The following is a 25,223-nucleotide window of genomic DNA, read 5'->3' on the forward strand; positions in this document are numbered from 1 at the left end:
CTCAGGGAATGGGGGGCTTCCTGATTCAACCGGACAGGCCACGCTGGGGCTTAAATGCGCTATTTGCTGATGTTGCTGTTGTGCTTGCCCCCTTTGGCAAGCGCCCTCTCATTCGACGAGTTCACCCAAAGCCTGCCCTTGGGCCATGCCCTGCAGGTGTTCGAAGACACCGACGGTACGGCCACCATCGACGAGGTCCAGGCGGAGGCTGCGGCGGGTCACTTCAAACCCCATGACAAAGCCACACTGAACGCCGGGTATTCGCGGTCGGCGTTCTGGCTGAAAGTCGACCTGCACTACCTTCCAGGCAACCCGGACGCCCAGCGCACCTGGTTGCTGGAGTTGGCCTATCCACCGCTGGACCATCTGGACTTGTATCTGCCTGATAGCGCCGGGGCGTATCGCCTGGTTCGCCAGACCGGCGATGCCTTGCCATTCGCCAGCCGTGAAATTAGCCAGAACAACTACCTGTTCAGTCTCGACTTCAAACCCGGGCAACGTCAGTCCGTGTACCTGCGCCTGCAGAGCCAGGGGTCGATCCAGGCGCCGCTGACGTTGTGGTCGAGCACGGCCTATCTCGAGCAACAACCCGTGCGCTTGTACGTATTGGGCATCATCTATGGCGTACTGCTGGGGATGCTGGTCTACAACCTGTTCATTTACCTGAGCGTGCGCGACACCAGTTACCTCTATTACATCGTCTACATCGCTTCGTTCGGCCTGTATCAGTTGTCGGTCAATGGTGCCGCCGTGGAGTATTTCTGGCCGGACAACCCCTGGTGGGCCAATGCCGCAACCCCCTTTTTCATCGGTTGCGCGGGCCTGTTCGGCAGCCAGTTTGCGCGCAGCTTCCTGCAAACCGCGCAACACAGTCGTTGGCTTGACCGGCTGCTGCTGGCGCTGATCGTCTACAGCGCGGTCGTGGTGGGGCTGTCGCTGATGACCAGTTACGCCCTGGCCTTGCGCCTGGCGACGGCATTGGCGCTGGTGTTTACCGTGGTGATTTTCGCCGCCGGGCTGTTCGCCTGGTGGCGCGGTCTGCGGGTGGCGCGTTATTTCATCATCGCCTGGTCGGCGTTTCTGCTGGGGGGCGTCGTCAATACGATGATGGTCCTCGGTTATCTGCCGAACGTGTTCCTGACCATGTACGCCAGCCAGATCGGCTCGGCCATCGAAGTGGCGCTGTTGTCACTGGCCCTGGCTGACCGTATCAATGCCATGCGCGAGCAACAGGCCCAGACCCTGTTCGACGCCGGGCAGAAACTTGAAGTGCTCAATCAGCAACTGGCCCACAGCAACACACTCAAGGATGAATTCCTCGCCACCTTGACCCATGAGCTGCGCACGCCGATGAATGGCGTGATCGGTTCGCTGGAGTTGATGGAGACCGTCGAAATGAACGAGGAGTTGAGCCAGTATCAACAGACGGCCGCAGGTTCTGCGCGGGACATGATGCGCATGGTCAACGGCATCCTCACCCTCACCGAGTTGCAGGCCGGCAAGCTCAAGGTCTACCCGGCGCCGTTCAGCCTGCGCGGGATGGTCGACGCTTTGCAGGTGCAGTTCGGTGCCAATGCTGCGGTCAAGAACCTGGATTTCAAGGTCGACGTGGCACCCGGCCTGACGGACCGGCTGATCGGTGACAGTGGCAAGTTGGCCCAATGCCTGGAATGCCTGCTGGACAACGCCGTCAAGTTCACCCGCACAGGGGGCTTGGCGCTGCGGGTCAGTGGCAGGCCGTCAGGGCTCGATCGGCTGGTGCTGTCCTTTGCCGTGATCGACACCGGTATTGGTTTCACGGACCTTGGAGAGGCGACCTTGTATCAGCGTTTCTTCCAGCTTGACGGTTCCATGACCCGGGAATACGGCGGCCTTGGTGTGGGGCTGGCGATCTGTCGACAGCTGGTGGAGCTGCTGGGCGGGCGCTTGACCCACACCTCCGAACCCGGGCGCGGTAGCCGATTCCAGTTGGATGTCGAGGTGGAAGTGGCCTTGCCCGTGGAGGCGCCCACGCCATTCTCGTTCAGCCCGCGAGAAAGCGCGCGGTTGCCCCAGGATTGCACGGTGTTGCTGGCTGACGACAACAGCATCGATCTGCTGGTGATGCGCGGCATGTTGCTCAAGCTTGGTTACCGGGTGCGTACCGCCGACAGCGGCCGCGCGGCATTGGAGATGCTGCAGGGCGAGAGTGTTGACGCGGTGCTGCTCGATTGCCAGTCGCCACCGCTGGACGGCGTGGCGGTCTGTTGTCAGATCCGTATGCTCGCCGGCTGCGAGGACCTGCCGGTATTTGTGATCAGTCCCCATCCGAATCACGAGCGCTGCACGTCGGGCGTGTTGACCGATTACCTGAGCAAACCGGTGAAATTCGAAGTGTTGCGCACGATTCTGCAACGGCGGGTGCTGTGTCCAAAACAGGGTGAAAGCGCCGACATTTAGGCAGGTATGACACTTTGTTCGGCCTTGGGGCGGTGCTTAACTGAACCTCTGCTGGCCGACCAAGGAGCCCTGTCATGAACCTGCACCAGTTCGCCGAAACCCACGAGGTCACCAATCAGCCACCGTCCCTGGATGGCGCCAACCTCTATCGCATCGACCTGCCGCTGCAACAGTGGTCGCAGCGTTTCGGAGCGGGCTGGGCGCAAGGACGGATCGATGCATATGGGGCGCTGGCTGGCGGGCCGCTGATGGAAGCGGGGTTTCTGGCCAATCAGAACAAGCCGGTTTTTTCCAGCCACGACCGCTACGGTCATCGCATCGATCTGGTGGAATTCCATCCCGCCTACCATCAGTTGATGCGCACCGCCGTCGAGCATGGTCTGCCCAGCCTGCCATGGGCCCACCCGCAACCCGGCGCCCACGTCGCCCGAGCCTCGATGACCTATCTGCACAGCCAGGCTGAAGCCGGCACCGGTTGTCCGCTGACCATGACCTTCGCCAGCATCCCGGCGTTGCGCTTGCAACCGGACTTGGCCGAGCTCTGGGTACCCAAAGCGCTCGCCACCGAGTACGACCCGCGAAACGTCGGCATGGCCCACAAGGCTGGGGTGACCCTCGGCATGGCGATGACTGAAAAGCAGGGCGGCACCGACGTGCGGGCCAACACCACCAAGGCTTATCCGGTGGGCGCCAGCGGTCCGGGGCAGGCCTATGAGCTGGTGGGCCACAAGTGGTTCTGCTCGGCGCCGATGTGCGATGCCTTTCTGACCCTGGCCCAGACCGACAAGGGCCTGAGCTGCTTCCTGCTGCCGCGCCATCGCCCGGACGATACGCGTAATCAGTTCTATATCCAGCGGCTGAAGAACAAGCTGGGCAATTGTTCCAACGCCTCCAGCGAAGTCGAATTCCGGGGTGCGTTGGCCTGGATGGTCGGTGAAGAAGGGCGGGGCGTGCCGACGATCATCGAGATGGTCGCCATGACCCGTTTTGATTGCATGGTTGGTTCCAGTGCTCTAATGCGCCAGGCGTTGACCCAGGCCAGTCATCACTGCGCGCACCGCAAGGTCGGTGGCAAGTTGTTGAACGAACAGCCACTGATGCAAAACGTGCTGGCCGACCTGGCGCTGGAAAGCGAAGCCGCCCTGGCCTTGAGCCTGCGCATGGGCCGGGCGCTGGATCACTTGAGTGACGAACACGAGGCCAAGTTCGCGCGGCTGGTGACGGCGGTGGGCAAATACTGGATCTGCAAACGCGCCCCGGCCATGATCAACGAAGCCGCCGAATGCATGGGCGGCGCCGGTTACGTCGAAGACAGCATCCTGCCGCGCCTGTACCGCGAAGCACCGGTGAACTCCACCTGGGAGGGCTCCGGCAATGTGCAGTGCCTGGATGTGTTGCGGGCCCTGTCCAAGGAGCCGGGCGTGCTTGAAGGGCTGTTCACCGAATTGGGTGACGGCCACGGCGACAAACGCCTGACTGCCCACATCGATCGGTTGCACGCGGCGTTCAAGGATACCGATGACATCCAGTACCGCGCCCGGCAGTTGACTGAAGATATCGCTGTGGGACTACAAGCCAAACTGTTGCTGGAAGCGGGCAACAGCGACGTCAGCGATGCCTTCATCACCAGCCGCCTTGGCTCGGGTGGCCGGGCATATGGTGCCTTGCCCCGAGGCCTGAATGTCGAGGCCATCGTGGTGCGCTCCACGCCCCAGGGTTTCTAAGGACACCAAGAAACCCTTGTGGGAGCGAGCTTGCTCGCGAAGGCGTCGGCACATTCAACATCTTTGCTGACGGATACACCGATTTCGCGAGCAAGCCCGCTCCCACAGGGGATCTGCGGTGAATGAAGATTCTGCGGCCACGGGAAATCAAGGGTGGGAGCGAGCTTGCTCGCGAAGGCGTCGGCACATTCAACATCTTTGCTGACGGATACACCGATTTCGCGAGCAAGCTGGCGTCGGCACATTCAACATCTTTGCTGACGGATACACCGATTTCGCGAGCAAGCCCGCTCCCACAGGGGATCTGCGACGAATAAAGATTCTGCGGTCACAGGAAATCAAGGGTGGGAGCGAGCTTGCTCGCGAAGGCGTCGGCGCATCCAGCATCGGCGCTGACGGATACACCGATTTCGCGAGCAAGCCCGCTCCCACAGGGGACCCTGCGGTGAATGAAGATTCTGCGGCCATAGGAAGTCAAAGGTGGGATCTGCGGTGAATGATCGATCGCGCCCAATACGCCACTGTTCCCGTCAGGCGACGTTGCAGGCAAGATGAAGGCCTGCAAGTCAGAACACAGGAAGCTGATCGTGACCGAAGCGTTTATTGTCGTTCAAACCGCCGAACAAGCCGTGGATCGTCTGGCGGCCCTGCACGAGCGTGCGACCGCTGCGCTGAACCAGGCGCTCAAGCGGTACCTCAAGGATCGCATCGAACCGGATGCCCAGCAGCGGGCATTGTTTCGCTATCCCGCCCTGCGCCTGACCTATCACTGCCATGGCGAAGTCCCGCAAACCACCCGCGCCTACGCCAAGGTCCAGTTGCCGGGCACCTACAGCGTCACCGTCACCCACCCTGCCGCGTTCCGTAAATACCTGCTGGAGCAGTTGGTCCCGCTGATGCACGACTTTACCGTCACCGTGGAAGTGGGTGTCAGTGAGCAGAACATCCCGTATCCGTACGTGGTGGAGCAGGGTGATGAACTGGCCGGCTCCGGCGTGACCGCTGCCGTGCTGGCGCGAGTGTTCCCCAGTACCGACCTGTCGGCCGCCACCGATGGCATTGCCGACGGCCTCTACGACTGGGAAAACACCGACCCGCTGCCCCTGGCGTTGTTCGACGCCGCGCGGGTGGACTTTTCCCTGCGTCGGTTGGTGCATTACACCGGCAGCGACTGGCGCCATGTGCAGCCCTGGATCCTGCTGACCAACTATCACCGTTATGTTGACCAGTTCATCGTTCATGGCCTGGAACAACTGCGCAGCGACCCGCGTTTTGTGCGCATGGTCCTGCCGGGCAACGTGATCATCGAAAAGGGCATGGATCACGGCGAAGCCTCGGCGATCGCCGCGGGCGTGGTCTGGCACCGCTACCAGATGCCGGCCTATCACCTGCAGGCCAACGACGGCCATGGCGTGACCCTGGTGAACATCGGCGTCGGGCCGTCCAACGCCAAGAACATCACCGACCACCTGGCTGTGCTGCGACCTCACTGCTGGCTGATGATCGGTCACTGCGGTGGGCTGCGGCAGTCCCAGACCATCGGCGACTACGTGCTGGCCCACGCTTACATGCGTCGCGATGGCATTCTCGACCGGGTCGTGCCGCCGAACATTCCGATTCCAGCCCTGGCCGAAGTGCAGATGGCGCTTCAGCAGGCGGCGGCGAACATCACCGGCGAGAAGGGCGACGAGCTGAAAAAGCGCCTGCGCACCGGCACCGTGCTGACTTACGACGATCGCAACTGGGAACTGCGCTGGGCCCAGGAGCGTCCGTTGATCAACCTGTCCCGCGCCGTGGCGGTGGACATGGAAAGCGGCACCATCGCCGCTCAGGGATACCGCTTGCGGGTGCCATACGGCACGTTGCTTTGTGTCTCGGACAAACCGCTGCACAGCGAGATCAAATTGCCAGGTTCGGCCAACGCGTTCTATGAACGGGCGGTCAACCAGCACCTGAAGATCGGCATCGCGGCGCTGGACCTGTTGCGCACCGAACTCAACTCGCTGCACTCGCGCAAGTTGCGCAGCTTCGACGAGCCGCCGTTCCGCTGATCAACGGATGCCCGGTTGAAGGGGCAGTGGTTATTTAACGGTCGGGCCACTAGCATGGTCGGCCCAGACCGTTAGATGTTGTGTTTGCCATGCCCCGTCCGCCACGTCCCGCTTCCCGCCGCCCTGGCGCGAAACCTCCCGCATCCGCCCCGCGCCGTGTGGCCAAGGCCCCGCCGGCCGAGCCCAGGCTGATCCTGTTCAACAAACCTTTCGATGTGCTGACGCAGTTCAGTGACGATCAGGGGCGGGCGACGCTCAAGGACTTTATCGACGTGCCCGGCATTTATCCCGCCGGGCGGCTGGATCGTGACAGTGAGGGGTTGCTGCTGCTCACCAACGACGGACAATTGCAGGCCCGCATCGCCGACCCCCGCCACAAACTGGCCAAGACCTATTGGGTGCAAGTAGAAGGCGAGCCCAGTGCCGAGCAATTGCAGCGTCTGTGCGATGGCGTGGAGTTGAACGACGGCATGACCTTGCCCGCACAAGCGCGGCAACTGGACGAACCGCAACTATGGCCGCGCAACCCGCCGGTGCGCTTTCGTAAAAGCGTGCCGACCAGCTGGCTGGAACTGGTGATTCGCGAAGGGCGCAACCGTCAGGTACGGCGCATGACCGCTGCGGTGGGCTTGCCGACATTGCGTCTGGTGCGGGTCAGGATCGGCGACTGGACGCTCGAAGGGCTGGATCAGGGCCAGTGGAAGGAAGTGCCGGCGCGTTTATAAGGTGCCGGTCTCGATCAGGCCGATCACCACGCTCTTGATGATGAATGCCGCCACGCCCAGTCCCAGCACGAAAAACAGGATGAATGAACCGAAACGCCCGGCCTTGGACTTCTTCGCCAGATCCCAGACGATAAAACCCATGAAAATGATCAGGATGCTGACAAGGCCGGTCATCATCCACTCTTCGAAAACCACAGGATCCATCGAAACACTCCGGCGTGGGCGAGGTTGAAAAGGCGGGGCGAGTATACGGCATGGGAAGAGGGCGAAGGATTGGGCTGCGACGGTGTGTCGCAGCTATTCGTCAGTCTTTTCAGTCGTGCTGGACGCCCGCCCGCTTGAGCATCTGTTTGCAGCGTTCGGACAAATGAAACACCCGCATATGCTTGCCGGCTTTGCTATAGCGTTCACGCAGGGTCTTGAGCGCCGCGATGGCCGAGTAGTCGACAAAGCTCAAGTGGCGACAGTCCAGCGTCACCTGAGAGGGATCGTTGGCCGGGTCGAACTGGTTGAGAAACGGCGTGGTCGAGGCGAAGAACAGGGTGCCGTGCAGGCGATAGAGCTTGCTGCCGTCCGCCTCCAGATGCGTGTCGGCGTACAGTTCCCGGGCCTGTTGCCAGGCAAAGTTGAGCGCCGCAATGATAATGCCGCACAGCACCGCGGTCGCCAGATCGGTGAACACCGTGATGGTCGTCACCGCGATGATCACCAACACGTCATTGACCGGCACTTTGTTGATCACCCGCAGCGAGGCCCAGGCAAAGGTCTGCTGGGACACCACGAACATCACGCCGACCAGCGCGGCCAACGGAATGCGTTCGATCAACGGCGACAGAAACAACACGAACAGCACCACCATCACCCCGGCAATCACGCCGGATAACCGGCCGCGGCCGCCCGAACTCAGGTTGATCACGGTCTGGCCGATCATCGCGCAACCGCCCATGCCGCCGAACAGGCCAGAGGCCATGTTGGCCGCGCCCAACGCCACGCACTCGCGGTCCGGGTAGCCGCGGCTCTCGGTGATCTCGTCGGTCAGGTTCAGGGTCAGCAGGGTTTCCAGCAGGCCGACCATCGCCATCACCACCGCATAGGGCGCGATGATCCGCAATGTATCCAGGTTCCAGGGAATGTCCGGCCAGACAAAGGTCGGCAGGCCGCCGGCGATATGCGCCATATCACCCAGGGTGCGGGTCGGCAGGCCGAAGAAGTAGACCGCAAGACCCACCCCCAGGATCGCCACCAAGGCCGGCGGAACACTGCGGGTCAGGCGCGGCAACAGGTAGACGATGGCCATGGTCAGCGCCACCAGGCCGATCATCAGGTACAACGGGCCGCCGCTGAGCCAGCTCTCGCCACTCTTGAAGTGTTCCAGTTGCGCCAACGCGATGATGATCGCCAGGCCGTTGACGAAACCGAGCATCACCGGGTGCGGCACCATGCGCACCAGTTTGCCCAGCCGCAACAGCCCGAACGCCATCATGAGCAACCCGCCCAGCAGCACAGTGGCCAGCAGGTATTGCACGCCGTGTTGCACCACCAGCGCGACAATCACCACCGCCATCGATCCCGCCGCGCCAGAGACCATGCCGGGCCGCCCACCGAACAGCGCGGTCAGCGTGCAGATGATGAACGCGCCATACAACCCCATCAACGGGTTGAGATGGGCCACCAGGGCGAACGCGATGCATTCGGGCAGCAAGGCAAAAGAAGTGGTGAGGCCGGCGAGGGCGTCGGCGCGAAGACGTGCTGGTTTCATGATTTTCCTGACTGGGCAGCGCTTGAACATCGGCTGCCATGGGCTTGGCGCAAAAAACAAGCTGGGGATGGTACGGAATTGCGCTCGGTGCGGCCAGCCGTCTGTGGTGAGGGGATTTATCCCCGTTGGGCTGCACCGTAGTCCTAAGGCATTAGGCCCAATCTTGCTGGCACACCGAGTTGCCTGGTTTGGGGCTGCTGCGCAACCCAACGGGGATAGATCCCCTCGCCACAAGAGAATGGTTGTGCATGAAAGTCCGGCGCGGGATTTTCATAGCGGCTGTATCGCGATGTCCGTCAGCGACATTTCTTGCCTGTGGGCGAAAATTACTTTCAGTGGGTTTGAAGATTCGTCGTCGAAATGATTTATGAGTTTCACAACACATCGACGTGACCCCATTCGAGGAGTAGCGCATGGCCCCTGCATTCGGTTATTGGCTGTTGGTCTACGCGGCCATCGCCATCATTGCACTGATCGTCTTGATCGCCCGATACCGGCTTAATCCGTTCATTGTCATTACCCTGGTGTCCATTGGCCTGGCGCTGCTGGCCGGGATGCCGCCGTCCAGTGTGGTTGGGGCGTACGAGGCGGGCGTGGGCAAGACCCTGGGGCACATCGCGCTGGTGGTGGCCTTGGGCACGATGCTCGGCAAGATGATGGCCGAGTCCGGCGGGGCCGAGCGCATGGCGCAAACGCTGATCGAGCGCTTCGGCGAGCGCAACGCGCATTGGGCCATGGTGTGCATTGCCTTCCTGGTGGGGTTGCCGTTGTTTTTCGAAGTCGGTTTCGTGCTGCTGGTGCCGATCGCGTTCACCATTGCCCGGCGCGTGGGCGTGTCGATCCTGATGGTGGGGTTGCCGATGGTCGCCGGGCTCTCGGTGGTGCATGCCCTGGTGCCGCCGCACCCGGCGGCGATGCTGGCGGTGCAGGCGTTCCAGGCCTCGGTGGGGCAGACCTTGCTGTACGCGATCCTGATCGGTATCCCCACCGCGATCATCGCCGGCCCTGTGTACGCCAAATTCATCGTGCCGCGCATCCAACTCCCCGACGATAACCCGCTGGAGCGACAATTCCTCGACCGCGAGCCCCGGGCCAATCTGCCGGGCTTCGGGGTAACCCTGGGGACCATCCTGCTGCCGGTGATGCTGATGTTGATCGGCGGTTGGGCTAACCTGATCTCCGAGCCGGGCAGCGGCTTCAATCAGTTCCTGCTGTTCATCGGCAACTCGGTGATTGCGTTGCTGCTGGCGACCCTTCTCAGCTTCTGGACGCTGGGCCTGGCCCAGGGTTTCAACCGTGAATCGATCCTCAAGTTCACCAACGAATGCCTGGCGCCGACGGCCAGCATCACGTTGCTGGTGGGCGCTGGCGGTGGTTTGAACCGGATCCTGGTGGACGCTGGGGTCACTCAACAAATCGTCGGCCTGGCCCAGGAATTTCAACTATCACCACTGGTCATGGGCTGGCTGTTCGCCGCCCTGATGCGCGTCGCCACCGGCTCGGCCACGGTGGCGATGACCACGGCGTCGGGCATCGTCGCGCCTGTGGCGATCGGTCTGGGCTATCCCCATCCCGAGCTGTTGGTGCTGGCCACCGGAGCCGGCTCGGTGATTTTTTCCCACGTCAACGACGGTGGCTTCTGGCTGATCAAGGAATACTTCAATATGACTGTCACTCAAACTTTCAAGACCTGGACCGTACTCGAAACGCTGATCTCCCTGGTTGCGTTCGGCCTGACCCTAGGACTTGCGCGCTTGCTTTAATCGCAACGCGCCCACACAGGTGCCGTCATGGACATCCTTTACCAGATTCGCTCCCGTCAGGATTCCTTCAGCGCCGGCGAAGGAAGAATCGCCCGGCTGATGCTCGACGACGTAGGATTCGCCGCCTCGGCGAGTCTGGATGAACTGGCCCAGCGCGCCGAAGTGAGCAGCGCCACGCTGTCGCGTTTTGCCCGTACCGTTGGCTGCCGCGACCTGCGGGACTTGCGCCTGCAACTGGCCCAGGCCAGTGGCGTCGGCAGCCGTTTTCTCGACCCCGCCGGCGCGCCCGAGCAATCGGCGTTTTATGGGCAGATCGTCGGCGATATCGAGACGACCCTGCGTCAGCACCTGTCGGCATTCGAAGAGTCTCGGTTCAGTGACGCTGTGCGGATGCTCGGCAAGGCGCGGATGATTCATGCGTTCGGGCTCGGCGGTTGGTCGGCGCTGTGCGGTGAGGAATTGCAGGTACGGCTGGTGCGTTTCGGCTACTCGATTGCCGCCTGCCGGGATCCGGTGATGATGCGCATCACTGCCACGTCATTGAGCCAGGAGCATTTGGTCATCGCGTGTTCACTCACCGGCATCACCCCGGAACTGCTCGGCGCGGTTGAGCTGGCCCGCAGTTATGGTGCGGCAATCCTGGCCATCACCCGCACCGACTCGCCGTTGGCCCGACTGGCCGATGTGGTGTTGCCCCTGCAAGGCGCCGAGACCTCGTTCATTTATAAGCCCACGGCGGCGCGCTACGGCATGCTGCTGGCCATCGATGTGCTCGCCACCGAGTTGGCGCTGGCCCACCCTGAAGACAATCAAGAACGCCTGCGGCGAGTCAAACTCGCCCTGGACGATTACCGCGGCGGCGATGATCACTTGCCGCTGGGAGACTGACATGCTGTACGACACGCTTATCCGCAACGCAGTGGTCATCGATGGCCGCAACACCCCCGGTTACAACGCCGACGTGGCGATCCGCGCCGGTCGCATCGAGCGCATTGGCGACTTGAGCGATGCCCGGGCGCTTGAAGAAATTGACGCCGCCGGCCGCGTGCTGGCGCCAGGGTTCATCGATGTGCACACCCACGACGACACCGTGGTGATTCGCCAACCGCAGATGCTGCCCAAGCTCAGTCAGGGCGTGACCACGGTGATCGTCGGCAATTGCGGCATCAGCGCTTCGCCGGTGAGCCTGCGAGGCGAGCCGCCGGACCCGATGAACTTGCTCGGCACGGCCCAAGCGTTCACCTATCCGCGTTTCGATGATTATCGTTCGGCGGTGCAGGCGGCCACGCCGGCGGTGAATGTGGCGGCGCTGGTGGGGCACACGGCGCTGCGCAGCAACCACATGGACGATTTGTTGCGCACAGCCAGCGTGGGAGAAATCGCCGCCATGCGTCAGCAACTGCGCGAAAGTCTGGAGGCCGGTGCACTGGGGTTATCCACCGGCCTGGCCTACGCCAACGCCTTTTCGGCCTCCACCGACGAGGTGATGCAACTGACCCAAGAGCTGAGCGCATTCGGTGCGGTCTACACCACCCACCTGCGCAGTGAATTCGAACCGGTGCTCGAGGCCATGGACGAGGCCTTCCAGATCGGCCGTCACGCCCGGAGCCCGGTGATCATTTCCCACCTCAAATGTGCGGGTGCCGGTAATTGGGGGCGCAGTCCGCAGGTGCTCGCGGCGCTGGAGAACGCGGCGAAAACCCATCCGGTCGGGTGTGACTGCTATCCCTATGCGGCCAGCTCCTCGACCCTGGATCTCAAACAGGTGACCGATGCCCATCGCATCACCATCACCTGGTCGACACCTCACCCGTCAATGGGCGGACGCGACCTGACCGACATCGCCGGCGAATGGCAGGTGTCGCTGTTGGAGGCGGCGCGGCGCCTGCAACCGGCTGGCGCGGTGTACTACGGCATGGATGAGGACGACGTCCGACGGATCCTCGCCCATCCGCTGTCCATGGTCGGTTCCGACGGTTTGCCCGAAGACCCGTTTCCCCATCCGCGCTTGTGGGGGGCTTTCCCACGGGTGCTGGGACATTTCAGTCGTGACGTCGGGCTTTTTCCGTTGCACACCGCTGTGCACAAAATGACTGGCCTTTCAGCGGCGCGTTTCGGCCTCAAGCAACGAGGGGAAATCCGTGAGGGGCATTGGGCGGACCTGGTGCTGTTCAACCCGCACACCATTCGCGACGTGGCCGACTTCAACGAACCTCAACGGGCTGCCGAAGGGATTGATGGCGTGTGGGTCAATGGAATCCTGAGCTACTGCGAAGGGCAGGCAAACGGGCGTCGGGAAGGGCGGTTCCTGGCGCGGGAGGGCGATCTGCGCCACGGGTTTGGTCCAGCGATTGACGTGTAAGCGGCTGATATTGGGTAAATTGGCGCCACAATAATGGCACTGCGACACTAAAGAAGCCGGGCTCAAGGCCGAAGCATTGGGGTCAACCCATCTAAACTGGGTCTTTTCAGCCAGGGAGCAACCCATGAGCTTCGGTAAAACCACCCCGATCCTGCGGATCTTCGATGAAACCAAGGCGTTGGCGTTCTATGTCGACTTCCTGGGCTTTACCGTCGACTGGCAACATCGCTTCGGTGAAAACTTCCCGTTGTACTTGCAGGTCTCCCGTGGCGACTGCGTGTTGCACCTGAGCGAGCACCATGGCGATTGCACGCCGGGTTCGGCATTGCGGATCGAGACCGATGAGTTGGAAGCATTCCAGCAGCAATTGCAGGACAAGGCGTATCGCTACGCTCACCCACAGATCCAGGCCATGCCCTGGGGTAGCCAGGACATGACGGTGGTCGATCCGTTTGGGAATCGGTTGGTCTTTACCAATGCGATCAGTGTCTGAGAGGCGCCGCTGCTCGAATCCTCCTGGCCAGGCAGGGTCCGAGCAGGTTTGAACGGGCCTGGCTCAGTCAGGGACTGAGGCCAGGGCGCGGAGCACGATTGATACCCAAGACATGCTCGTTGTATTTCGCATAGTCCATAGCGTGGCGCCCCGTTTGGATACTGACGCTTTCCGGGATAATGCCGCTGCAATTGAAACAGGCAATGAAAGGTTTCGGTTTGTCCACGCCGGTTATTTTGTGGGTGAACAGTCGCGTGTTCGACAGCTTCATTTCAGCTTGACCCGGGTAGAGCGCAACGACCGAGTTGATCAGGCGGACTTCTCCGTGCGCCCCTGGCCCGCCCGTGAGCGTGGGAATAATGTTGTCGGATTTCTCGATGTGCGCGGCGATGAGGTTCTGGGTGTATTGCTGCAGTTCATGGACATCCTCGATGGTCCTGCTCAGCGTCGGCTCGCTCTTTAACTCGTCAAGATCCAGTTCGATTCTATGGATCGGATCGTTTTTCGTCGCGCTGTATCGTTCGGCCAAGTCGGCCAGGTAATCGTGGGTATTGCCGATCCTGTAGCTTCCGAAGTTCAGGTAGAAACTTTCGCTTTGGGCGGCGCCGTCATACGCCTTGTCTACGCCGCGGTATCCCTCCGGGCCGGATTTAGGCCCGGTGAGATTGTAGAACTCGTTGAGGCCCACGCCCAAGGCCTCGACTAAGCCATGGGAGTGAACGACCAGCTCCTTGCGTTTGGTTTTGCTGAAACTGGGGCTGGCGTCGGGGTCTGGAGGACCTTCCTGATAAGTGCCGGCACGTTTTTTAGCGTGTTTCGTCGGTGGCGGCTGCATCATTTTCAGGGAACGGGCGTGGCCATCCTCTTTCATCCATTGGATGAAATCCTCCTTCATCCACCCTTGGCGGTCGACAAACCTGAGGGGGTTGTTTCCCACCATGCCATACAGGTTCAAGCCATCGACCGCCCCTGCCGGGTCGGGACTGATCCAGCGTTGCAACCACGGCGCGTAGTACCGCTGCCCGTAGTAATACAGGCCACTGGCATCGCGTTCCTTGCCGGAGTAGCGAAGGGTCCGGTAGTCGGCTTCCACGGCCGAGCGGGAGGCCTGCCACGCGGTTGCGCCGTAGGGCAGGTAGCTTTCCTGGCTGATCAAACCACCCCGGTCGTCGAGTTCCAGTGAGCTGGAGCCCAGGTGATCGCCAAGGCCATAGCGAATCTGGTTGGCGGCGATACCGGACGGTCGGCCTTCGGTCCAGTGCAGGTAGCGCACATTGTAGCGACCGGCTTGCAGGGTAATGACTTCCAGGCGTTCATTATCGCGCGTGCGAATTTCGAGGCCCGGCAGGTAACGGACTTCCCGGGTATGAACCCGTGTTGCGCCCAGGGTTGTCTGGAGCTTGCGTACCCGTTGGCCGCCGCTGTCGTAGCGATAGCGCTCGATGTCATCGGCAGCGTTTTCACGCCGCACCAACACCACGCCGTCGAGCTGGTTGCGCAGATTCCATGTCAGCGCCTGGCCCGGGGCAAGCGCCTGCTGGTTGCCGTTGGCATCGAAGCCCACTGCCACGTCGGGTGTCGATTGGCCTTTGTTCCAGGCGCGCAGGCGATTGCTCGCCGCGGCCACGTTCAAGGTCCGGGTGTAGTGGTTGCCGTCGCGACGATGACGCAACTCAATCAGGTTGCCGCCGGCGTCGTACTCGTAATGTTCGGTGAAGTTGAATAGCTGACTGGGGTCGATGGGTGTTTTGCCGAGGGCTGGAAGGTCCGGGGGGCTGGTCAATCCGGCGGCCTCGCGGCCCGTCGCACTGATCAATTGGTAAAGGCTGTCGTAGGCGAACGTGCTGCAGGCTTCGACCCGCTGGTTATTGCCGAACTGCACCGGTTGGGCCATGTCCTCCAGCTGCGTCACGTTGCCCACCGGGTCGTAGGTGTAACGCAGATCCTGCAAGGTGCTGGCCGCCCGCGACGTGCGCAGGGCGGTCAGTCTACCGTTGGCCGGATCGTACACGGCGCGACTGACGACCCCGTTGCCGGCCGTCTGGGACTCGATCTGGCCGGACGCGTTATAGACCAGATCGCTCATGATGACTTTTTCGGTCGCCGTGTTGCTTATCTGCAGGCCCACGGACTTGAGCTGACCGGCGACATCGAACGAGTAGCGCTGCTGGTGCTGGGCGGCATCGGTCTGCTGGATGAGCTCGGCGAGGGCGTCGTAGCGCCAGCTCGTGGTGTAGCCGTTCCCCAGCTCCAGCAAGCGATCACGGTCTATCTCCTGCGCGGGCCAGTCCAGGCGTTCGGCGGTGGCCAGCAGGTGCCGGGTCTGGCTGAGAGGTTTGGCGCAAAGCGCATAGCCATGGATCAGCAGGGTGCCGGCGCTGTCATCGTGACGGATCAGCGCACCGCAGCGGTTATGCACCGCGAACTCTGGCGAACTGTCGCCGTAATGCCGGCATTCGACCCTGCGCGGCACGTCGCCTGCCGCTTGCTCATGGACAGCCGTGATGCGCAGTTGTGTGTCGTAGGTGGTTCGCCAATAGGTGCCTCGCTGATCCCAGCAGTGCGATATCTGCCCGGCATCGCCAGGCAGGTACAGGCGCCACCCGGCATCGATGCTGTCGAGCAACAGCGTCTTGCCGGACAAGCTGAAGACCGTTCGCAGGTTTGCCCCGCCCGTCGCCTTGGCAAACAGTCGAGGATCACGCTGCGCCACCGCTCGTCCCGCCGCGTCATAGTCTTGCTGGGCAATGCGCGCCTGGGAGGGGGCCTGGGCGTCGCGCCGGTAGTAAGCGATTTGCCGCACGGGCAGGCCACGGCCGTCGACGGCGTTGATCGTGGGTGTCCTGTGATGAAGGCGTGCGTTCATGCGCCACCTCCGGCCGTGGCGGCGTGTTCGGACAGGACTTCCTGCAGCGTGTCATTCTCGTCCTCGTCCACGGTGTACCAGGGATGACGTGTATGCCGACGCCTATAAACGAGGCCATTTTGCCTGGCGAGTAACACGTGGCTGGGGCGTCCGAGTGGGTCGTAGAAGTGTTGGTCGAAATGCCCGGACTGGCGCAAGGACGCATCGTTGATATGGCTGTGCCGGTCGGCGAAATAAGGGCGGTAGATACGCACCGCCAGGCCCTTGCTGTTGTATTCCACCCGTTCGCTGACGCGCCAGCGCCTGGCTGCGATCTGTTCCTTGGGCTTTTGGTCCATCAGCGTCAGGTCGCCCTTGGCATCGACGACGTAAGCCTGGCCCGGTTCGACGAGTTGCTTGCTTTGCAGGGTTCGCCCGAAGCCATCGAAGCCACTGACGGCGATGCGGATTTGTCTTTGGTCGTCATCCGGGAAGCGGTCGGCGACCAGCGTGGCGATGTGTATCGGTTCACGGGGCGCGGCTTCGATTTCGTGTTTCAGCTTGAGGTCGTCGGCGGAGAGTGTCTGAAGCTCCGCCAGGCGGGCTCGGGCCGATGCGCGGATATGGCCGCCGGGCAGCAGGTCGCCGTTGCCCACGCAACGCGCCAGCCAGTCGCTGTCCGCCCGGGCAACCTTCGAGACACGCCCCATCCAACTGAAGGGCGCGTGATAGAGGGTCATGGCGGCGTCTTGCAGAGCGTCCCCGCTTTGGCTGATGGCGGCCGCGGGGCTGCTGAACGGTGGCCGTTTGAACTGTGCGAGCGGCTTGAAACCCACGGGCGTGTGATGCTCGTCACCATGGAAAGAGGTCGCCAATACTTGGCCGAACGCATCGAACAGGCCTTCTTGTACGTGACCGTTGGGGTCGATGATGCGCAGGGGCTGGAGTGAACGGTAATCGTAGAACGCCTGGGTGGTGCAGCCGTCGGGCAGTTTGAAGGTGGTGACAACACAAGCGTATGGGTCATGGCCTATCTCGCACACGCCTTGGCTTTTGCTCGGTTGTACGGTCCTGGTTTTGTAGAAGCCCGCCAATGGCGCGTAGGTGGTGAAAGCGCTTTTGACTGACCAGAGTTTTTTCTCCGGCGCGGTGCCGAGAAAAAAATCGCTCATTCGGTGATAACCCATTCGCTCCAATAGTTTTCCTTTGGGGCGGCTGTCCTGTGGCAGTAATTGGAAGGCGCCCAAGGCCGTTTCATCCAGCTCGGCGCTTTCCAGATGATCGACCAGGGCCTGAAAATCGGCGACGCCGTCCGGCAGGGTCGCTGCGCTCGACGCGTGTCTGTAGCGCTGCACGGATAAGCCGGTCAGCACGCCTTGGGTTTTCCAGGCTGTTTGTTTCGTGAGTTCGCTGAGCGTTTCGAAAGACAGGTCCCGTGGGCTCAACCCCTCGTCTTCAGGGCGCTTGGGGCGTTGCAACGCTTGGGTGCGCTGGCGATAAGGCAGGCCGAGTCGCCATTGCTGGGGCGCCTGCAAGTGGATGAATTCGGCACGGGTTTCGTTCAGATAGTAGAGCTGCTGCGCCGGGTCATGCGCATCGCGCCACCACTGTTGCGGGTCGGTGTCGCTGAACGGCGGTGTATCGCTGGCGGTTTTTCGTCGGGCGTAGTGGATGTCCACGCTGTGGGTCAGCGCGCCGTACCGGTCGTGTTGCAGGTTCAGGGTGTGCCGGCATTGCGGGTCATCGGTGATGCCTTCGTACTGGTAGCGGATGGACTCCAGCAGCAGGGGCAGCAATCGGGCGTGCCGGCGAACGCTGTCGGGCGCTTGCAGCAGGCGCAGCCCATAACGGTTTTCCTCCACCGAATACAGGCGGGTGGTTTTCAGCCGTCTGTCGATGCCGAACACCTCACTGCGCAATACCCGGCCGCACAGCGCGCGGGACATTTCCAGTTCGGTCGCCGCATCTGGCGAGGCAATGATGCGATCCTGCAACGACTCTGGCGGCCGGTGGCACAGCAAGGTCTTGCCCAGTGGCACGGCTTGCTTGTCTGCCCGGCTGTAGCCATTGCGTGGCAGGTTCACCCTTCGCCCGGTGTGAAACCAGGTCTTTTTCAGGCATGCAGCGGTGAAGGCCTGGACGTCTGTGTCGCCGGGGCTCGCTTCAGTGTCGGTTTGCAGCAACAGACCAAAGCCCCGAAACTCACGTTCGATGCCGTCGTAGTAACCCTGGCGATAGGAGAATGCCTGGGTCAGTCGATTGCCGGTTATTTCATCCACTTGGGTCTGAGCGCAAACCAGGTGCAGGGCCAAGGGCAAGCGACAGGTGAGGGGCTTGCCGTCCGTCATCCGCTGCAGTTTTTCATCCAGCCACTCCTGGGCCGAGCTGCGGTAGCGGATGCGCTGGTCGGCTCCCATGTTGTTGTGGATGCCGGTGAGCAGGTACGGTTTGGCGCTGACGAAGTCGTAGCGCCAATGCCGCGGTGTCATGTGCGGCGCGCTCAGGATCAGGCTGGAGCAACCGAGCCCTTGCAGGTCGGCGATGCTCACCTGGCACAGAGGGTCGTAGCGCAGGCCTTCCGGCCAGGGCAGGGCGACCGCGGGGCTGAAACCATGGCCGCCGCGGTTCATGAAAATCAGGGCCCGGTCCGCTTGCAGATAGATCAGGTCGACAGCGCCGGAACCATCCAGGTCCGCCAGGCGGATACGCGCGGCGTCGAAGTTGTCGTAGGCCAGCCCAGGGAAGTCCAGCACCCTGCCGTTGCCGAAACGCCCGCGGCCGAGGTTGGGCCAGCACTTCACTTCGTTGTGACGAATACGTACCAGGTGCTGCTGGCCGCTGCCCAGTACATCGCTGAAAGCCACCAGTTCGCCGGCTGAGGCATTGAATAGGGGCAGGGCGTCTTCGTTTTCCTCGCGAGGGACTTCCACCGGGGGGGAGAAGCCGCGCTCCCGCTTGTTGGCGTACAGGCGAACGCTGCGCGGGCCGATCACCGCCAGATCGCCGAGCCCGGCGCCCATCAGGTCGGCCAACTGCCCTTGGGGACTGAAAAACTCGGGTGCAAGCGCATTGAACGTGGCGAAGCCCGACCAGCTTCGTTTGGCATCGAGGGTGAAAAAGCCGCTCACTTGCGGCTGGGCGATGAGCCAGTCCAAACGACCGTCCCCCGTGAAGTCACTCAGGGCCTGGTGCATCGGTGTGGCCGTGTCGGTCGCCGGGATGTGGGGCAGCGTTTGCCACGGCCCGTAGGCCACGTCGTTGCCTTGGGTACTGGCCCGCACGGGCTCGCGGTAATGCCAGCCGTTTTCGGTTCGATGGAGCACCCCCGGCAGGCCTTCGCCGTACAAGTCCACCAGTTGATAGGCACGGCCGTCGTTAAGCCCCGGCATGTCCTCGAAACGCCGCCAGCCGCGGGATTCAGGCGCAAGCTGGAAGGCGCTATAGCTGAACTCGACGGGCGGTCGGCTTTCGGCGGCTTCACCTTCGCCGAACGCCTGGTCATGGGCGGCGCTCAAGTGCTGGTAACCCAGGGGTGTCTGGCGATAATCCAACAGCAAACGCCGCACCAGGACGGGGGCGGCGCCCAGTTCCTCGGGGAAACGGTGAAACATCAGGACCTGGCGACACAGCCATTCGGTGCGCAACTCAAAACCGTAGGCGAAACTGGAAAATGCATCGCCACGGGCTTGCCACTGTTGCCCCTCATACGCCGGTTTTTCTGTGTAGGCGGTGGTCCGTTCGCCGTAGTCGAACACCAGTTCGAAGTGCCATTGCACGTTCGCGAGCCGATCCGCTGTCCACGCGTACAGATGGGCGTCGGCCTTGAAATTGCCATAGCTGACCTGGCTTAGATAGCGTTGGGCCGTGGTGTCTGTCTTGTATTGGTAGAGGATGTGCTCGCCGTGGGCGTTCAGGCTCTCCTCCAGCAGCCATTCGCCGATACGGCTCGTGTCCTGGGGATCGGCGCGACGTGCTGTCGGGTGCTTGCCAAACAGGTGGAGACTGCCGTCGGCACTGTGTACCAGCCAGAACCCGGCCTCATCGCCTTGCGAGGACCAATGCTCAATTCGGTCGAAGTGGCTTTCGATCCTGGGAAAGTAACGTGTGACGGAGTACCTCGTGCCCAGGTCCAGATCGTTGTAGTGGTCGATATGGATTGCGCTGATGACGTCTTGTGAATCGCGTTCGGGTAGCCACGCCACCCCGGAGGGGCCGACGATCTCGTCATCCTCGGTATACGCCGGTACACCCTTGCTGGTACGGCGCGCCACGCAGGGCAATGACAGCCCCCAGCCGATGCCGAACACACCATTGCCGAGCGAGCTGAGATAGCTCAGGGTCAAGGGCGGCGCAAAGCCACGCCCAGGCGAAATGGGCAGGGCAATCTCATAGGAGGCCGTACCCTGGGCGCCGACGGGGCTCCACCCTTTGCCGATGCTTTGAATGGCACCGCCCCCCTTGGGCAGGGACGGTGCGGTGACAGGCAGCGGGGCGTGTTCATTCATTGCACACCTCCACCGACCCTGGCGGTATAGCTCACGTGCACGATGACGTCGGTCAGTGACTCCAGCAGGTCTTTTTGGGCCTCGGGGTTCGGGAAGGTCAACTGCCACTTGGAAATCGCGCCGGTGTATTCGAACGGCAGGTAGCGATCATCGTTGAAGTTCAGGGTGAACAGACCGTTGTCGTCGACACCTGTCGAAAGGGCGATCTGCTGGTTGGCGCGCCAGCTCTCCATGGTCCGGCCTTGATCGCCCGGCGACAGGAACACCGTGCTGGCGGTCTGGGTCAGCGTGGCTCGAATGTTTTCATAAGGGCCGACGACGGTGGGCAAGGTCACGCTGATGGTTTTGATGCGCCGCAGGTAATGTCGCTGGCCCTTGTAGTCGTCTTCAAACAATGGGTGGGTCAATTCGAACTCGCACCCGCCTTGCTTCAGGTCGGCATGCAATTGCGACCATTCCTTGTTGATGGGGCTGGCCGCGGTTTTGTCCTTCAGTTGCCGCAACGATAGGGTCTTGCGGATCTCCAGTTCCCGCTCGTGACGTTGGAGGTATTCGGCGTGCATCTTCAACAGGTTCATCTTCAGCAACTCGCCAGCGCCAAGCCCGCGATAGGTCGCATGCCAGGCGCCAGGTTGAATGAAGCGTGTGTCGAAGTCGGCGATTTCATACTGCCAACAGGCTTCGGCCGCCAGGCACAGCGACAGCGTGGCGTCGTAGGCCTGACGATACAGCGCGGCAAATTGGCCGTTCAGCCATTGGTACAGCTGTGCCTTGGTAAAGCGTTTGCTTAGGAAGTCGTAGTTGGCCTTTGCTTGGCCCAGGGTCGATTCGGCCAGGCGCAGTTGCAGGCGAGTGGCGGTTTCCTGTTCGGTGAATTGCGCCAGTTGTGCGTCGATCTGGGCCAGTTCGAGTTGTGCCTGGTCACGAATCAGGGTCCATTCCTCCCCGCGACGATTGAACTGTGCCGTGCGATCGAGGTGAGCCGCCGCCGTACGATCATCGATGGCGGCTCCTTGGGCGAGTGCGGTAGCCGCGTGCATGGCACCTTCCCAGCGAATGCCGCCATTGCTGAAACCAAAGATGTTCGGAGCCATCATCAGGCCGCCCGCCGTGACCTGGGCGTCCGATGCCGAGAGCTCGGAGGCACCGCTGTTCAAGTACAACTGGCAGGCCTGGGTCTCGGCGCCACTGATACCGTTGTCCAGCAATTGTTGGTAGTGATTGATCCGGCCCTGGGCAATCGCCTTGCTGGCCAGCAGTGCCTGGCGATTGCGCTGGTCGATGATCAAGGCCTGGCGCTGCAGGTCGACGGAAATTTTCGCCAGGTCCCAGGCTTGCTGTTGTTGCAGCTCCTGCAACTGGGCCTGCTCCTTGCGCTCGATCAGCGACAGCAACGTGGCGCCGAACTGGCTGAGGCTTTCCACGGCGTTCTGGGCATGGCTGTGCATGACGGTGAAGCGATAGTGGGGGATTTGAACCGCCGGCAAGTGGGGCGTGGCGCCGGCCGGGGTATTCGGAACACCGGCATTGGTCAAGGTGCGAGGGTGCAGCGGAGCTGCGAATGCGGGCAAACGCAGCGGCTTGCCAGCGATGTCGAGGTTATGCCGCAGGTTGTACAGGCGGCTGTCGGCAACATCCCAGCACTTGAGCAATTGCGGATTGAATGGCACGCGCAAATACGGGTTATCGATCGCTGCCAAGGCCGCTTGCGTACGGCCTTCCTGCGCAAGCGACGGCGGGCTGGTGGTTGGGAGAGGTAGCCGGTTTTCAAAGCGGCGCAGGTCATCATTATTCGCGGTGCTCAAGCCGTTTAGGCTGACGGCCGTCCAGTTATCGGCTGGTTGAACGACCGGGCGTGGCCCCAACAGCTCCAGTGTCCGGACGTACCAGAGCTTTGCCTCGCTGAGGCTGTCCGGTGTCAGCTCGCGATACGCGGCGTCGCCTCGGTTGGTCAGGATGTCGAGGTACAGGAAGTACAGGGCCTTGCGAAAGTGCACGGGATGACTGCGGGCAATCTGATGGGGATCGTGGGGAGCCTGGTGGGAATACGAAGGCATGTCATCGTCGAGCAAAGGAACGCTTCTCCAGCATTCGGCCTTCTTGCGGCCCGGGTCGAAGACATAGCGGAGCCAGCGTTCAGCTTCCTCATACCGATGCTCGGCGTTCAAGCGATGGGCGACCAGCCAGGGCACGTAGAGAAACAGTTCGGTGAAGTAACGACCGTATGGCCCATGGAAGTCCATCCTGTTGCTTGGGGCATCGGGCAGTGTGGGTTCCGGCAGGTGTTGAGTCGTCCAGTCAAACAGTTCGTCCAGGCTGTTTTCGGTACGCCGGATCAACTCTGCGGCGAATACGGTGTTCAGCCTGATCGGTTGGCGCTTTTGGCTTCTGCCGTCGCTGTTCTTGATGGCGGACTTGGAAAAGTCGATGAATTGGGTAGTGCCCAGGTTGGGTGTCGGTAGGGAAGTGATGCCGGGAGGCAGGGAGAGTGCAGGGGCCAGGTTGAGCCTGATCGCTTTGAGGGCGAAGGAAACGGTCTTTTCCGGTTCGCGAGGACTGGCTAACGCAACCCCATAAAATAAGGTAGTGCCCTGTTCAGTGAGTTCTTCGATGTGCAGCGGGTATTCATAGAGAGCCGGTAACTGCGTTACCAGGGGAGTCGTCGCGACAGGTTTCAGGTCTTCAAAGGTAAGTGAGTCAGGATCCAATGTGTCTGGCTGACGGAAGACGATATATCTCCTATATAAAAGCTCTTCTTGGTAATTAACGATAGCCGGGATGTTAAAAGTCTCTTCTGGTGTTTGGAAGGTCATGGGGACATTAGCCAAACGGTTATTTTTTGTGGCGGCGATCAAGTATCGGACCGCCGCAACGGAAATGAACTTGCCACTTAAATCATGATTCCATGGCAGCGTAAGACTTTGCGATTCTTCATTGTCTATGAGTACATTAGTCATATTGCCGAATGACAATATATATTCGTCATAGAAGGCCCCGGGTCTTAGTGTCATAGTGAGCTTCGAATCATCACCCAGGGGAATATAGGCGGAGGACGGTAAGCTTTCTTGAGGCGGCACTAGATTAAACTCTAAGGTGCCTGTGTAGAGCTTAACTCTACTCACGGTCGGGGGGAGCGATGCGTTGTCGGCGTTGAACGACAGATAATGGGTCGCGTCGGCGGATCTGACGATGACGCCGTTCAGTTGGTCATCGACGCTGGGAAGAGTATTAACGATGTTCTTTGGCAGGGTGGTGGCAGCACCTTCTATTTTCACAAGGGACAGTTTGGTTTGGATCCGCTGATCGTGAAGACCGATGAGATCATCCTCAATGGAGCTGCGATTTGGACCAGGCTCCGTTTCTGTCTCTGTCTCTGTCTCTGTCTCCGTTTGCTCCATAGAAACCGCGTTGTTCGGATCATGGCCGAGATTTTTATCGACAAAAACCGTTTTGCTAAAACTGAACGTCTTCGCCGACGTGGCGTTGGCGTCGGCATTGGGGCGCTTGGCACACAGTATGAGACAGAGCGAGTCTCGTGCCGTGTTGTGAAGCTGCACCGCAACAGTACCTATCAACGGCCTGATTGCCTCCAGGCTCTGACTGGCAAGTACCTTGTCCTCGCAATACCCTTGCAGGCCAACTCGCGCGGTGCTCCAACGGCCATCCTGCTTTTTGAAGCAATAGCTCAATCGCAATAGAGGATGGGTTACAGTCGGTAGAAGGGCGTTGGCGTTCGAGGCGTCGGTGTTGACGGCTGATGGGTCCTGATGAATGCATTCTGCCCAGGCAACGAACAGCCGATTGTTGAACCAGACAGGACGAATCGAGTGTTCGACCGCACTTTCGGAAATGGGCACATCGGCTTTTTCCCAGTCCGACCAGGCGTACGGATCCGGCTGATCCTGTTTGGAGGGGGGCGCTAACGTACTGTCCAGCGGACGTTGCGCCATGTTCAGCGAGCGCCAGTAGTAGGTGTTTTCGGTGCGGGATTTGGCGATGAAGTAGTAAGTGCTGTTGGCAAAGTCCTCGCCATCGATATAGCTGTTGAGAACCGCCAGGTTGGTCACTTCTTCGAATCGAGCCAGGTAGGCCAGGACCGCCGATTGAACCGCCTCGGGTTGAAGCCGGTTCTGGTTGAGGGCGTTTTCCAATTGTTGGAAGTTATCGCTGCTGTTAGCGCTCAGAACTGGGTCCAGGTAAGTCGCGGGGAAGTAAAGCAACTTTTGGTGGGCGGCCCAGGTGGAGTACTGATGCATCTCGTTGCGCCACGTCTGCCGGTGGTCGGCGGTGAAGTCCTCCGGGTCGTAGCCGGGCTCCAGATTCATCAATATACGGTTGATGTAATGCTGCAGACTGGCAATCGCACAAGCTACCGGCGTGGTGGGCACATCCTGGCTGACCAGCACATCGAGCAGCCAGTATTCATAGAGGTCATGGGCACTCTTGAGCCGCGTGGCATTGGCGGGGGCGACGTTGTTCAGATAGAGCGCCAACAATGCGTCGCGCAGACGTTCATCGAGCTGCTTTTTTATGGCATCGGTCATCTATTCAGTCCTT

General features: G+C 61.2%; 13 protein-coding genes. 8 read left to right on the forward strand and 5 right to left on the reverse strand.

Annotated features, from left to right (window positions below; genetic code table 11):
• The first annotated feature begins 54 nt into the window (after positions 1-54).
• From AAIS01_RS22680 to AAIS01_RS22705, 4 genes are all read left to right on the forward strand, one after another.
• Complete coding sequence (locus AAIS01_RS22680) at positions 55-2,439, forward strand: 7TM diverse intracellular signaling domain-containing protein (protein WP_343470803.1); 2,385 nt, start codon at positions 55-57, stop codon at positions 2,437-2,439.
• A gap of 74 nt (positions 2,440-2,513) precedes the next feature.
• Entirely contained in the window at positions 2,514-4,163 is a 1,650-nt protein-coding gene (locus AAIS01_RS22685; protein ID WP_343470804.1) for an acyl-CoA dehydrogenase family protein, read from the forward strand.
• Between the two features lie 551 nt (positions 4,164-4,714).
• Positions 4,715-6,214: an AMP nucleosidase gene (gene amn / locus AAIS01_RS22700; protein ID WP_343470805.1), complete on the forward strand. Its 1,500-nt coding sequence runs from the start codon at positions 4,715-4,717 to the stop codon at positions 6,212-6,214.
• Between the two features lie 158 nt (positions 6,215-6,372).
• Positions 6,373-6,939: a pseudouridine synthase gene (locus tag AAIS01_RS22705; RefSeq protein WP_171061311.1), complete on the forward strand. Its 567-nt coding sequence runs from the start codon at positions 6,373-6,375 to the stop codon at positions 6,937-6,939.
• On the opposite strand, the gene AAIS01_RS22710 is transcribed toward AAIS01_RS22705, so the two are convergent.
• Complete coding sequence (locus AAIS01_RS22710) at positions 6,934-7,143, reverse strand: DUF2788 domain-containing protein (protein WP_343470806.1); 210 nt, start codon at positions 7,141-7,143, stop codon at positions 6,934-6,936. The two genes, AAIS01_RS22705 and AAIS01_RS22710, sit on opposite strands and share 6 nt — an antisense overlap.
• A gap of 109 nt (positions 7,144-7,252) precedes the next feature.
• Complete coding sequence (locus AAIS01_RS22715) at positions 7,253-8,698, reverse strand: SulP family inorganic anion transporter (RefSeq protein ID WP_343470807.1); 1,446 nt, start codon at positions 8,696-8,698, stop codon at positions 7,253-7,255.
• A gap of 413 nt (positions 8,699-9,111) precedes the next feature.
• Between AAIS01_RS22715 and AAIS01_RS22720 the strand changes: the two genes are divergently transcribed.
• The 4 genes from AAIS01_RS22720 to AAIS01_RS22735 all read left to right on the forward strand — a co-directional run bounded on the left by AAIS01_RS22720 (position 9,112) and on the right by AAIS01_RS22735 (position 13,316).
• A complete protein-coding gene (locus tag AAIS01_RS22720) occupies positions 9,112-10,461 on the forward strand; it encodes a GntT/GntP/DsdX family permease (RefSeq protein ID WP_343470808.1) in 1,350 nt (449 codons plus the stop codon).
• A gap of 27 nt (positions 10,462-10,488) precedes the next feature.
• The gene (locus AAIS01_RS22725; RefSeq protein WP_343470809.1) at positions 10,489-11,349 is read left to right on the forward strand and encodes a MurR/RpiR family transcriptional regulator; all 861 of its coding nucleotides are present in this window, start codon (positions 10,489-10,491) and stop codon (positions 11,347-11,349) included.
• A gap of 1 nt (position 11,350) precedes the next feature.
• Positions 11,351-12,823, forward strand: coding sequence for an N-acyl-D-amino-acid deacylase family protein (locus tag AAIS01_RS22730; protein WP_343470810.1), 1,473 nt, complete (start codon positions 11,351-11,353; stop codon positions 12,821-12,823).
• Between the two features lie 124 nt (positions 12,824-12,947).
• Entirely contained in the window at positions 12,948-13,316 is a 369-nt protein-coding gene (locus AAIS01_RS22735; protein ID WP_343470811.1) for a glyoxalase superfamily protein, read from the forward strand.
• 67 nt (positions 13,317-13,383) lie between these two features.
• Here AAIS01_RS22735 and AAIS01_RS22740 read toward each other — a convergent pair whose 3' ends face one another.
• Genes AAIS01_RS22740 through AAIS01_RS22750 form a run of 3 tightly spaced genes read right to left on the reverse strand, consistent with a single transcriptional unit; the run spans position 13,384 to position 25,210 of the window.
• The gene (locus AAIS01_RS22740) at positions 13,384-16,182 is read right to left on the reverse strand and encodes an RHS repeat-associated core domain-containing protein (protein ID WP_343470812.1); all 2,799 of its coding nucleotides are present in this window, start codon (positions 16,180-16,182) and stop codon (positions 13,384-13,386) included.
• Positions 16,179-20,666: a SpvB/TcaC N-terminal domain-containing protein gene (locus AAIS01_RS22745; RefSeq protein ID WP_343470813.1), complete on the reverse strand. Its 4,488-nt coding sequence runs from the start codon at positions 20,664-20,666 to the stop codon at positions 16,179-16,181. Before AAIS01_RS22745 ends, AAIS01_RS22740 begins: the two co-directional genes overlap by 4 nt.
• The gene (locus tag AAIS01_RS22750) at positions 20,663-25,210 is read right to left on the reverse strand and encodes a Tc toxin subunit A-related protein (RefSeq protein ID WP_343470814.1); all 4,548 of its coding nucleotides are present in this window, start codon (positions 25,208-25,210) and stop codon (positions 20,663-20,665) included. The genes AAIS01_RS22745 and AAIS01_RS22750 overlap by 4 nt, the downstream gene beginning before the upstream one ends.
• Between the last annotated feature and the right edge of the window lie 13 nt (positions 25,211-25,223).

The sequence above is a fragment of the Pseudomonas halotolerans genome, from assembly GCF_039581215.1.
GTDB lineage: Bacteria > Pseudomonadota > Gammaproteobacteria > Pseudomonadales > Pseudomonadaceae > Aquipseudomonas > Aquipseudomonas tehranensis.